This window comes from Colwellia aquaemaris (assembly GCF_057548755.1).
Window position 1 is genome coordinate 236,467 of record NZ_BAAJLV010000003.1, and the last position, 12,352, is coordinate 248,818.

Annotated in this window: 9 protein-coding genes; 4 read left to right on the top strand and 5 right to left on the bottom strand. The window is 39.2% G+C overall.

Annotation, left to right across the window (positions count from 1 at the left end; all coding sequences use genetic code 11):
- Positions 1–108: 108 nt before the first annotated feature.
- The 4 genes from AC27HL_RS10540 (at position 109) to AC27HL_RS10555 (ending at position 2,568) form a co-directional block, all read left to right on the top strand.
- On the top strand, positions 109–681 hold the full coding sequence (locus AC27HL_RS10540) for a DUF2975 domain-containing protein (protein WP_487080946.1): 573 nt from the start codon (positions 109–111) through the stop codon (positions 679–681).
- Positions 681–890, top strand: coding sequence for a helix-turn-helix domain-containing protein (locus tag AC27HL_RS10545; protein WP_487080947.1), 210 nt, complete (start codon positions 681–683; stop codon positions 888–890). The genes AC27HL_RS10540 and AC27HL_RS10545 overlap by 1 nt, the downstream gene beginning before the upstream one ends.
- A gap of 44 nt (positions 891–934) precedes the next feature.
- Positions 935–1,513, top strand: coding sequence for a hypothetical protein (locus tag AC27HL_RS10550; protein ID WP_487080948.1), 579 nt, complete (start codon positions 935–937; stop codon positions 1,511–1,513).
- Between the two features lie 200 nt (positions 1,514–1,713).
- Positions 1,714–2,568, top strand: coding sequence for an alpha/beta hydrolase (locus AC27HL_RS10555; protein WP_487080949.1), 855 nt, complete (start codon positions 1,714–1,716; stop codon positions 2,566–2,568).
- A 178-nt stretch (positions 2,569–2,746) separates the two neighbouring features.
- Here AC27HL_RS10555 and AC27HL_RS10560 read toward each other — a convergent pair whose 3' ends face one another.
- From AC27HL_RS10560 to glgX, 5 genes are all read right to left on the bottom strand, one after another.
- Complete coding sequence (locus AC27HL_RS10560) at positions 2,747–3,286, bottom strand: GNAT family N-acetyltransferase (RefSeq protein WP_487080950.1); 540 nt, start codon at positions 3,284–3,286, stop codon at positions 2,747–2,749.
- Between the two features lie 116 nt (positions 3,287–3,402).
- Positions 3,403–5,676: a collagenase gene (locus AC27HL_RS10565; protein WP_487080951.1), complete on the bottom strand. Its 2,274-nt coding sequence runs from the start codon at positions 5,674–5,676 to the stop codon at positions 3,403–3,405.
- Between the two features lie 345 nt (positions 5,677–6,021).
- Positions 6,022–7,857 (bottom strand): alpha-amylase family glycosyl hydrolase, encoded by a 1,836-nt coding sequence (locus tag AC27HL_RS10570; protein WP_487080952.1) that lies wholly within the window; start codon positions 7,855–7,857, stop codon positions 6,022–6,024.
- A gap of 35 nt (positions 7,858–7,892) precedes the next feature.
- Positions 7,893–10,058 carry a 4-alpha-glucanotransferase gene (gene malQ / locus AC27HL_RS10575; RefSeq protein ID WP_487080953.1) on the bottom strand — a complete coding sequence of 722 codons (2,166 nt, stop codon included), beginning with the start codon at positions 10,056–10,058 and terminating at the stop codon, positions 7,893–7,895.
- A 1-nt stretch (position 10,059) separates the two neighbouring features.
- The gene (gene glgX, locus AC27HL_RS10580) at positions 10,060–12,348 is read right to left on the bottom strand and encodes a glycogen debranching protein GlgX (protein WP_487080954.1); all 2,289 of its coding nucleotides are present in this window, start codon (positions 12,346–12,348) and stop codon (positions 10,060–10,062) included.
- Positions 12,349–12,352 lie beyond the last annotated feature (4 nt).

Consider the following 12,352-nt stretch of genomic DNA (forward strand, 5'->3'; position numbering starts at 1 on the left):
TTTTACTGTCTGGGATTTATTTATTATCGATAAACGATAATAAGTTGTTGTTTTTATTTTGTTGTATGTTAGTTTAATGTAAAACCACTACATTGAGCTAACATATAAATGTCTAAAATTTCTCGTTTAAGTCAGTACATTAGGTATATGATTTTTTTCCTTGCCTTTTTGCAAATACTTGCATTTGGCTTGGTTGCTACATTGGGTCAACCTACAGAGTTTGGACAAGAAGCTAGCGTTAATTTTGCCCTATTTAGTAGTGGATTTAGCATTGAATTTAATCATGCTTGGCAAGATATTGCGCAATACCTGAAAGCAGAGAATTTTAACACCACATTAATTTTAGGCTTACCTGAACTGTTACCTTACTTACTCATTTATTATTTTCTATTACGTTTATTTTCATATTACCAGCAGGGTGAAATCTTCACTACCAATACAATTTATTGTTTAAAAATGTTAGGCAAGACTTTGTGGTTTTGGGCTTGTTTAAAATTATTTTATCCAATAGTTGTGACACTCTTTATCCGATTCTTTGACTTTAGCGATGTACTACCTTTAGTTATTAATTTTGGCTCTACAGAATTAAAGTATTTGCTAATTGGCAGCATTATTTACGTTATCGCCTGGATTATGCAAGAAGGCGTTTTAATCAAAGAGCAACAAGAGTTGGTGATTTAATGGCTATTATAATTGAGCTGGATGTCATGTTAGCAAAGCGCAAAATGAAGTCGAATGATTTAGCTAAAATCATAGGTATAACGCCACAAAATTTATCAGTTCTTAAAAGCGGTCGAGCCAAAGCTATTCGCTTTTCAACACTTGATGCTATTTGTCAGGCATTAGCATGTGAACCAGGCGATATTCTTATTTATCAGCAAGACAGTTAGTCAGAAAACACTAGGTAAGTCACCATATTTAAAAAGGACAAAATATGAAGAACATCACACAGACCATTTCACTATTGCTACCTTTATGCTATTGCGGTGTTGCAACAGCAGATGAATTGTCGTTTATATCTGATAGTAACAAAGCGCAATTTCAGCCTTACTTTTCATTGGCTGTAATGAACAATAAAACTTTTGAATTAGCTGATATTCACATGCAAAAGCAAGACCTAACCACGGCGTTTGGAGTGGGTTTAGTTAAAACTACAGCTTTAGATGATGGCTGGTTATTAAGTCAAAGTATTGAGCTTAATTATGCCACTACGCAATTTTCGGGTAATTATTACGCCGACGAAAATTTTGCTATAAACGGCCGTTATCAAGAAATTGCTGTTTTTGGCATCATTAATGTTAAAAAGGTCGATATTTTTGAAAATGTTGCACCGTATGTTGAAGCGAGTATTGGGGTAATTAATGCGAATAGTCGATTTAACTCACCGTTTGAAGAACAAAATGATCGGCAATGGCAGCTAGGCTATAAATTATCTACTGGCTTGGCGTTTGATATTGGCGCTGGTAATAGTATTTCTTTTGGTGTTGGCTTTACCGACGATAGTGATATTTAGACCGCATGATAAACACTACAGGTAATGGCGCTATAAGACCTTTTATCGTCATGTCGGGCTTTGTTTTTTGATAAATAATATTTGCAGTATTCAATGAATTAATAAGCTAGGTTAAAACGATGCTGTTATGTTTTCAATGCCATGTAGTTAATTTAAAACTAGATAATAAGTTAAAAAACTTTATGTTAAGGGAATAAAAAATGAAATGTAAGATCATCATTTTAGTGTTGCTGTTAAATGTTGTGGCATGTAGTGCAAAGCTAACTGAAAAAGGCTTTATTGCTCAAGGAACAGCCGTTGTTCCCTATAGTACTGAACAATGGCAAATGTGGCAGCAGCAATATACATCATATAAATTAAGCGCTATTTCAATAACAATTAAGGAAATTGGCAACGAAGTTGTTAAACTCAATGGCATTTATTTTGACCAGCCAGATTCAAATGAACTGATTTATTTTCTGCAAGGAAACGGCATGACAGTTGAAAATTCTATGAAGTCGGTTATGCCATCTTTAGCAAAGTTAGACAAAGATCTTGTGATTTTTGATCGCCGAGGTAGTGGAGCGAGTAACGGTACAGCAGGTATTAGTAACTTAATAGCAGATGCCAACCGTCAGTATGATTACATTGCCCAGCAGTTATCTCCCGATAAAATTATTATTCATGGTTTTTCTTTAGGCAGTTTTATTGCCGGACAAGTTGCTAAAGATAAAGAACCAGATGCGTTAGTATTGCAAGGCTCAGCTACTAATGTAGATGAATGGATAGATACAAGAATGCCGTGGTACAGCAAACTTTTTGTTACTATTGAAGTTGAACCAGCGTTTTATCAAGTAGACAATAAATTGGTCGTAGAAGAAAGCTATAAAAACCCACTATTGATTATTGCGGGAGAAAAGGATTTGCAAGCGCCAGCAGTTCTTTCTCGTCGATTGTTTGCAGCGAGTCAATCTAAGCTTAAGCAGTTAATGGTTGTTGATGATGCTGGCCATGGCAATATGTTAAATAATAGTCAGGAGATTAGTCAGTATAGAAAGTTTTTAGCAAGTTTATAATGCCTTAGTATTGATGATAATAACGAGTGATTTGATTAATACGTATTGAATTGGAGGCAATTAGAAACAGCGAATTCGAGCTTTACTCAGATCACTCGACTAAAAATAGGCAAATTAACCATAGATTCTTTGTTGAAAAGCAATCAAAGCGAGCAATGTTGATACGTGTGATAGAAGCTCAATAGTGACTTTTGTACTGATAAACATTACTTTGTTCACCATATAGTTGCATGGTGCCAATAAAACTGAAGTTTATTTTTTTCAATAAATTATGAGAACTTTGGTTAGTGAGTGAAGTAACGGCCAACACAGTTTTTAGCGAGTGCGTTATAACTTCATTTTTTAATACGGCCTGTGCAGCTTCAACCGCATAACCTTTACCACAAAACTCGGGTAAAAAAGCGTAACCTAAGTCGGGATAATCTAGTTCAGGTCTTTTTAAAAGGCCACACATGCCTATTAGTTTATCATCTGATGTTTCAGCGCTAAATATATCGTTATTTTCTAACAATACGGCATATAAACCGTAGCCATAATTTTTATAGCTTGCCATTGGGCCATTTTTTAAATATTTTTTTGCGTCAGAGATAGTTCTAACTTGCTTATCAGTAATATTTTCTATAAAAGACTTTTCATTGAGCAGTCGAATAATAAACTCGACGTCATCAAAACTAAATGGTCGAATGCTTAACCTTGCGGTTTGACAAATTGGCGGCATTAAATTCCCTCTTTATTTAATTAAAAACAAAAGCTGGCTGGGTGTTAGTATTACCTTAACCAGCTTTTGTACTCGTTGCTTGTTAGCTCTAAATCAGTTTGTTACTGGCGCTGAGCTTACTTAATAACAAAAATATTGCTGGTGGCGTTAAGGTCAAGCACACCAATACAGCTATCACTTTCATCGGTTACCATCATACGGTCACCAACAGCCCAGAAGGTTTCAGTGTAAATTTCACCTTCGGCTAAGGTAGCGTAAACACTACTTAATAGTGGTTCACCGGTATTGTTATTGATCCAATATAGTTTCACAGGTGATGTTAGTGTATTCGCTACTTGTAAGTCTGGCGCATTACCCGATTCTCGCGAATATGGTACCGCTAAATCACAGCTACCAACTTCTGCCGTTGGCTCTGGGATCTCAACCGGTGGCGCTTCATCCATGGCATTTTCAACCATAGCTTCAGTAACTGTAAAGCTATTATTTTCATCATTTAATAGTGCAACCCCTAAACAGTTATCAGCGCCGTCGGTTAGCATAATGCGATGACCAATATCCCAATCGTCAGCGGTGTAGCTTTCATCTTTTGCTAAGGTAGCATACGAACTGCCTGATTTATCGCCTGAACTGCGGCTTAACCAGTAAACTTTTACTAGCTTGTCTGTTGGGTTAGTAATAGATAAATCAAGCGCTGGCTTAGCTGAGTCATAATAAGTTTCTGCAAGGCTACAGGTACCAATAGTGCCTTTTTCTGGCCAATGTGGTAAGTATGGCTCTGTCGCTGACACCAAAGGCAATTGCTCTGGTAATGTTACGGCACAACCGGTGCCTGCACAGGCACTAAAGTATAGATCTATAATATCTGAACCGATAAAGTCAGAGGAAACGGCAATATAATACTTACCTGATTCTGGCGTTGTTATTGTACAAGTTTCTTCATTGCTATCGTCGGTTATTGATTGACAAGTAAATTCGCTATCAATAGCAGGGTGCACTGCTGCACCTTTTTTAACCCATAAATCAACATTACCTGAGCCGCCATTGGTAGCAAATGATACTGACTCTAATCCTGCTGGTACGTCGACGGAAAATAACCAACCGCCTCGGCCGTTAATATGCTTGTAGTCGCCTAAAGGTAATACTTCTGCGCTATTATTATACTGCTCTGTTAACGTGGTTGTTGACCAAGTCTCAAACTCGCTTTGTGTGTCTGTAGCAATACTGGCAAGCAAAGTATCAAACTCTGTCCATTCACCGGCACGCATATGAATCAGCATTTGGTTAACTAATTCAGGGTGGCTTTCAATTAAAAACGCAACGGCTAATTGCCCCCAAGAATAGTAGTTAGCTTCTCCAGCAAAAATTTCTGCCAATGTATAAGGGTTTTCACTTTGCGCGGTTGTTACACGTGGGTACGGCTGCAAATAAAAAGTACTTAGGTACTCGGCAAGGCCTTCACTCCACCAGCCTAGGTTGCTTTTGTAACCACCTTCTTTATTGTATCGGCCATCTAAAGCATGGATGTATTCATGATTAAGTGAACGAATAACTGAGCGGCCTTCACTCCATTCTAAGGCGTCAAATGTCCAGATGTCTGAACTATGCCACCAGTTAGTTGGACTTGTTTCAAAGTAAATTCCGCTAGTATTGCTGGTATCGTATAAATGTTCAGCCCATGAGGCATGATTAGATAGGCTTTCAAATATATGAATGTTTGTTATTTCATTAAGATCATTTTCCACCGGCTGTTGAAATTCTGGTGTAATGTCAGAGCTTAGTACTTGATCGAATATACGTTTTGTTTTGCTGATCACCGCACAAGCTTCTTCAAGCTGTTCGTTGCTCATGTTTTGCGCACGAATTCGCACCGGTTCATCACATAACATATTACCGCTAAATAACTCGGTGGTGGCAAACATAGATGCATCTACAGCATCGCCGCCTTCATATGCGTCAATATATATGTGATAACGACCAGCTTTAGGTTTATCAATAATACAAGACTCATTGTAGTTTGAGCCATTATAAGAAACACAATCAAAGACACCATTTTCACCAGGGCTGGCGGCTTCTTCAAATTTTACGTAAACGTCGGGGTCGCCCAAATCTTTATTTTCTGTACCGCTAAAAAGGCTGACAACAAGTGTTTCTGCGTCTTCTGCAACATCAACATAGTAGGAAATACCTTGACCTTCGGTGGTGTTGATATGAGTTTTTACGACGCCGAGTTTCAACGCTTCAACATCAGCGCTGGTGAAATCTACTTCAGGTGTTGGCGTTACAACTGGCGGTGGTGGTACTTCTACTTCTTCAGTTTTTGAATTGCTACCGCCACAACCCGTTAGTGCAATAAGCACGGCACTGGCGAGTGTTAATTTAGTAAAAGACATTTTATTTCCCTCTAACTTTTTGATTTTATTTTTATGATTTTTTAATTTTGCGTTAATAAAACAGCGCAACATTTGACTTTTTGGCAATTAAAAAAACAGCATTTAATTAAAGCGGTAACATTTGTAACATAAGTTTTATTATATTGTAAATTGTATGCAATATAATATTTCGAGATAATATAATGTCTATTAGCAATAAACGAGAGAGTTTGTGCGGTAGCTGGCAATGTTCATAACGCACCTTGATGGTGAAACGTCTAGATAAAAAAAAGCCCATACTTAATTGTTAAGTATGGGCCTTACTAGCCAGAGAGATAGCCTAATAAAAATACTAAATGCTTACTTTTAGTTAACCTGTTGATAAATCGCGAAACTAAGAGCTGGCATTTCAATGTTGATATTGCTTTTATCGGTTTGTGAAGGTTTGCCTTCACCAGCAACTAAGCGATAATTTTCATCGTGTAATTTAATATTGGCGCTGGCTGTTTTATCACTGGTATTAAAAGCAACTAACATTTTCTCCTTTTTGCCATTGGCTGCATTAATTGTGCGAGTAACGGCAAAAATACTATTGTTGTCTGCTTGGAATACGGTTGCTTGTTCACCGCGGCGTAGGGCAGGATATTGATAAAAAATATCAGCGTATTGTGCGAAACTTTGATAAATAGGATGTGTGCTATCGAAGTTATCGTCAGCGGTCGTGGCGTCAGTTGCTAGTAAATCGTCGTCATTGTAGCTAGCAACAAGTGATGGCATCATATCTTGGCGAGATGCTTGATCACCGCCATCACCAACAAAGCCTTGCTCGTCACCATAATAAATAATTGGTACACCACGCATAAAGTAGATCATGGCGTGAGCAAGTAAATTGCGTTTGATTATTTGTGCTTCATTATAGTTAAAGTCGCTTTGTTTTAGCATATATGCAAAGCGGCCCATGTCATGATTACCGGTGAAGTTCATCAACTGATTGGCGTTACTGTCATGGTCGAGGTAATCAACATCATTAGCAAATAATTTCGCTAATGCTTTGGTACCTTTTTGATGTACTAAAACATCTGCTAAAGTACCTTGAAAAGCAAAGTCGAGTACCGATTGCATATTTCCGACAGTGGTATATTCACTTAGCTCTTTGCTGGTAAAACTATACACTTCACCAAACATAAAGAAGTTTTTAATACCTTCAGCTTGTGCATGTGTTACCAGCGCAGGTGCAAACTCGGCCCAAAATTCGGTATTAACATGCTTAACGGTGTCAATGCGAAAGCCATCAGGTTTAAACTCTGTGATCAGGTTTTTGAAGATATCAATCATACCTTTAACCACTTCTGGGTCATTGGTATTAATGTCGTCAAGGCCTGCAAAGTCACCACGTTTTGAACTTTCACCTTGCCAGAATGAATCACCTTGGTTGTGATAATATTTAGTATCGTTTAACCAGGCTGGGATTTTAAGTTGTTCCTGGCCTTTTGGAATAACGGTTGTGTATTTATCACCATTGGCTAATTGCTCTGCAGATTTGAAAGGACAGCCTTTATCTGTTTTTACTAGCCATTGTAGGCCGTCTTCACCGTGACATTCAGTGTACTTGATAACGTCGGCTGTGTGGTTGGTAATAATATCGAAGTAAATTTTTATGTTTTCTTTATGAGCACTGGCAATTAGCGCTTTTAAATCATCATTGCTGCCTAAGTGCGGGTCAATTTCAGTAAAGTCTAATACCCAGTAACCGTGATAACCAGAGCTGTCAGCTTGCATGGCTTGGTTACGTAAAATAGGGGTTAGCCAAATAGCTGAAATGCCCAGCTCTTTTAAATAAGGTAGCTTATCTTTTAAGCCTTGAATGTCACCGCCGTGGTACATACCTTTATTGGTTTTATCTAAACCACCGGCGGAAATAGGCTGAGTTTTTGAGCCTAAATCGTTATCGGTATTACCATTATGGAATCGGTCTGGCATTACAAAGTAAAATACTTCATCTTGCACATCACGTTCTAAATAATGTGGTAAATCAGCCGCTGTTTTGTAGGGCTTTTTAGCTGTACTTGTTTGTGTTGATTCAGTGTTAGACGCAACAACGTTTGCTTGTTGGTTATCATTGCTTTTTTCGGCACCACAACCAGCGAGCGTCAACGCTGCTGCTGATAGCAAAAGTGCGGATATTTTATTCTTTTTAAACATATTTTTATTATCCTATATTATCAAATTTGTTCTGGCTATTTACGTGGTCGAGCCGTGCGCATAGCTGCTGCTAAATCTGAAACTGAGTCGCTTTTATCGAAGTCTTCGATGCTTACTGGTAGTTTTTGTAACCAATTTGGATGTTCATCTATGGTGCCTGGAATATTAACTTGCTCGACAACCTCTAATGCATCTTCAAGTGGAATAAGTTGTATGTGGCTTGGTGCTTGTGCCATATATTTTTGTACGGCCAAAGACAATTCCCTGTTCATTTGGGCTGGCGCTTGATTTGGCGCCTTACTCATATCCATCACATTCAAGTCTTCTAAGGCAGCAACGAGTAATTGTCTGTCTTCAATACGACTATTGCGCTCGTTTTGCCCCATTTTCTCATTAGGGTACAAATTAAGTTCTTGGCGCCATTCTAAGTCTTTACCTGTCCACCAACCGGCAAGAGTAGGTAAGTCATGGGTAGATACCGTCACCATAGATTGTGCTGGGTATAATTCTGGACGCATGAAAAAGCCAGAGTCCCAACGTTCAAAAAATAGTACCTTGTATGATAACAAACCAGCACGGGCCATGATTTCGCCAAAACCGTCTGGTACTGTGCCTAAATCTTCACCGATAACAACACAATTGTTGCGGCGAGACTCTAGGGCAATAATGCGTAATATATCTTCTAATGGGAAAGTAATATAAACACCTTCATCGGCTTTCATACCAGGAGCAACCCAATATTGACGCATTAAACCGAGAATATGGTCAATACGTAAAGCACCAGCATATTGCATATTGCTGCGTAGCGCTTTTACTAGCGGTTGGTAACCTTGTTTTTGCAGTGCCACTGGGTTGATAGGCGTTAAGCCCCAGTCCTGACCTAAAGTATTCATGGCATCTGGTGGTGCACCTACGGCAGCGCCCGCAACATAAACATCTTTGTCTGACCAAACATCAACTCCTGAGCCATCACAGCCAACAGCTAAATCTAAATATAAGCCAACCGGCATGCCAAGCTCAGTTGCTTGCTTCGCAATGGATTTTAATTGACGATGAGCTAACCATTGTACAAAGCAGAAATAGTCAATACGTTCAGCATGTTGCTGTTGAAATTCTTTGACTTCGTTGCTTGCAGGAGATTGAAATTCTGCTGGCCAATTTGGCCAGCCGTAAGCATTAAAATCAGTTTTTCTAAAATGCTCATATAAGGCTTCAAAGGTTGCTAATTGTAATAAGTCATTACCTTGATTCTCTTTAAAGTCAGTAAATTCAGCCAATTCTATCGGTGCTGTTGACATGAAGTCTTTGAAAAGTATCTCTAAAAGGTCAAATTTAATATCTGCAACAGCAGGGTAGTCAATAAGCTCTGTTTGGCGCGCATAGGCAATTTTATTTTGCACTTCTTCACTGTTAAAACGCAATTGTGCTGCTTCACAGTGAGCAAAATTAGGTACTTGCTTAATATCAATGTAAAGAGTATTTAAAAAACAACGGCTTGTTGGTGAATACGGGCTACGGTGTGCTGGGTTATTTTGATATAACGGGTGCAATGGATTCAAGCCAATAGCAGCAGCTTGTTGGTGGGCTGATTTTTCAACAAGTTTTGCTAGGTCGCCAAAATCCCCCATACCTAAGTTGTCGTCACTTTTAAGTGAATATAGTTGTGCGGCGTAGCCCCACATTTTTTCACTTGCTGCTTCTTGCGGGCTATAGCAGGTTTGCGGTGCGTAAATTAACGGACATTGTGCGCTTGTTTTACCGTAATTTAATGTAAGTTGGTGATAGCCTTGCGCCAATGTTGGTAAGGTTAATACGTATTTAGTGTAGGTTTGACCATCAAATGTTGCTGAATCAAGGCTTACTAATGAGCTAACTGACACCTCGTTATCGAGGGTTTCACCTGATTCAAGCGTAATATGCCAATTAATAACCTTGTCTGAAGAAATAGCAAGGCTGACTATAATTTGGTGTTCGTCAGCTTCAAGTTTGGCGATGTGCGCAGGTGGTAACATGTTTAGCCAAGGCTTTTGTTCTAACTCGGTAATGCTGTTATTGATCGTTTCATCAGATGAAAGATCATATCCCATAGCGTTAAGTAATGAATGTCTCGCTTCATCTTTAGCATAAACCTGCTCACCAAAGGAGTTGGTATAGGTTGCGTGAAAGCCTACGAGTTCTGCAAGTTTCTCAATTAAATTCATTCTATATTTCTCTTTGCTTATTGCTACGCAGATTTGCGCTAGCATTACTAATTTTTAAATTGGTTGTTGATGACACTGGGTCAATATTTGGTAATTGTTCGGGAGCGAAAAAACTTAAAACAAGGCAACTATGTGCCGAGATGTTGATGGCCGACTCGGTAATGTTTTTTTGCTCAACAGGTTTTTCTTCTGCGGTATTGATAAGTTGTTGCCAATATCCTTGTAGCGCAGGTAGTTGGTAATTTATTTCGCAGGGGTGGGCGTTAAATATAATGAGTAAAGCATCGTCTTGTGCTACTTGTTCGCACAACTCAATTTCTTGTTCATCTGTTTGTGCCAACAGCATGGCAAAGCACTTTATTTCTCGGTCTTGCCAATCATGTGCTTGCATATATTCGCCGCGACAATTTAACCAGTCGATATCTTTTAAGCCGGTTTTTTTAGATACTTGCAGACCATGATGGTAGTGGCTGCGATTTAGTAAAGGGTGCTGTTTTCTGAGCTTGATCAGCTGTTGTACAAAAGTTAAGTGCATACTTTCGCTTGAGCTCTGCTCTTTTAATACAGCCCAATCTAACCAAGATATTTCGTTATCTTGACAGTATGCATTGTTATTGCCTTGTTGGCTGTTACCTATTTCGTCTCCAGCAAGTAACATAGGTGTGCCTTGTGCAATAAAAAGTGTGGTTAGCAGGTTACGTTTTTGACGAGCTCTTAGGCGGTTAATGGTGGCATTGTCTGATGCACCTTCATGACCGAAATTACAGCTGAAATTACTACCGTGACCATCTCGATTGTTCTCACCATTGGCCAAGTTATTTGGCGTTTGGTAACTGACCAGGTCTTGTAAGGTAAAGCCATCGTGCGAGGTGATAAAATTTACACTGGCACTTGGTCGTCTGCTGGCTTGTTCGAAAATATCACTTGAACCATGCAGGCGTGCGGCAAACTCTGGCACTATGCCTTCATCGCCACGCCAAAAGCGTCGGCAAGTATCACGAAATCTATCGTTCCACTCTAGCCAGCTTTTATCAAAACGGCCTAATTGATAACCGTCGTGACCAATATCCCAAGGCTCAGCAATGAGTTTGCTTTGGGCGAGGATTGGGTCTTGTTTTAAGGCGGTAAAAAATGCATTTTTGCCATTAAAATGTGGTTCTTCGCGGCCCAAAATTGTTGCTAAGTCGAAGCGAAATCCATCAACGCCCATTGTTTCAACCCAGTAACGTAAACTGTCTGTCACTAACTGTAATACGCGAGGATGAGCAATATTTAATGTATTGCCACAGCCTGAATAGTTTTCGTAAAAGCGTTTGTCTTGTGGCTGTAAACGATAATAACTTGCGTTGTCTATGCCTTTGAAACTCAGCGTTGGGCCAAGTTCATTGCCTTCAGCACTGTGGTTATAAACAACATCAAGGATGACTTCAATGCCATGTTGATGAAAATGTTCAACCATATCACGAAATTCAGTGATGTCATTTGATGCACAGTAACTTGCATGAGGAATAAAAAACGAGACACTGTTGTAACCCCAGTAATTGCTGAGTTTTTTTTGTTCAATAAATGCTTCATTTAAAAACTGATGAACGGGCATTAATTCTATACTGGTAACACCTAATGCCAACAAGTGTTCTGTTACGCACTGCTCTTTTAACGCAGAAAATGTTCCTTTAAATTGTACTGGGACATTCGGGTTTAGTGCAGTAAACCCTTTAACGTGCATTTCATAAATAATGCTGTCGCGTTGACGAACTTTAGGGTGTGACTGACAAGGCGATATTTGACTGTGGTCAATCACCACACATTTAGGCATATCGCAGGCGTTGTCTTGTGTGTCTATGGTTAAATCTAGTTGCGGGCATCGTTGCTCAACGCTTGTGGTTTGTTGCGAGTCTTGTAATTGTGAACTGGCGTCGTAAGCATAATGTAATGATGAATTTTTTACTTCACCATGTAGGGCTTTTGCATAGGGGTCGAGCAGGAGTTTTGCTGGATTAAAGCGATGACCGTTATGAGGCTCAAACGGGCCGTAAACGCGATATCCGTATAAGCTACCCGGGTTAATATTTTCAATAAAACCATGAAATACATCGTCGGTATATTCAGGTAAAACTATACGTTGAATTTCATTTTCACCTGTTTCGTCAAAAAGGCATAGCTCAACTTTCTCGGCATGTGCTGAAAAAATAGCGAAGTTTGTTCCCGCTTTATTGCCCAAATTGCTGGCAGGAATAAAGGTTGCTCCTAAAGGAAAACATCGACCCGATTTGACGTTAAAGAGGCTCACAGGA

What these genes read in the sequence shown, in the direction of transcription:
- AC27HL_RS10550 (WP_487080948.1), top strand. Translation starts at nt 935, where the DNA reads ATGAAGAACATCACACAGACCATTTCACTATTGCTACCTTTATGCTAT.
- AC27HL_RS10565 (WP_487080951.1), bottom strand. Translation starts at nt 5,676, where the DNA reads ATGTCTTTTACTAAATTAACACTCGCCAGTGCCGTGCTTATTGCACTA.
- AC27HL_RS10545 (WP_487080947.1), top strand. Translation starts at nt 681, where the DNA reads ATGGCTATTATAATTGAGCTGGATGTCATGTTAGCAAAGCGCAAAATG.
- AC27HL_RS10570 (WP_487080952.1), bottom strand. Translation starts at nt 7,857, where the DNA reads ATGTTTAAAAAGAATAAAATATCCGCACTTTTGCTATCAGCAGCAGCG.
- AC27HL_RS10540 (WP_487080946.1), top strand. Translation starts at nt 109, where the DNA reads ATGTCTAAAATTTCTCGTTTAAGTCAGTACATTAGGTATATGATTTTT.
- AC27HL_RS10560 (WP_487080950.1), bottom strand. Translation starts at nt 3,286, where the DNA reads ATGCCGCCAATTTGTCAAACCGCAAGGTTAAGCATTCGACCATTTAGT.
- AC27HL_RS10555 (WP_487080949.1), top strand. Translation starts at nt 1,714, where the DNA reads ATGAAATGTAAGATCATCATTTTAGTGTTGCTGTTAAATGTTGTGGCA.
- malQ (WP_487080953.1), bottom strand. Translation starts at nt 10,058, where the DNA reads ATGAATTTAATTGAGAAACTTGCAGAACTCGTAGGCTTTCACGCAACC.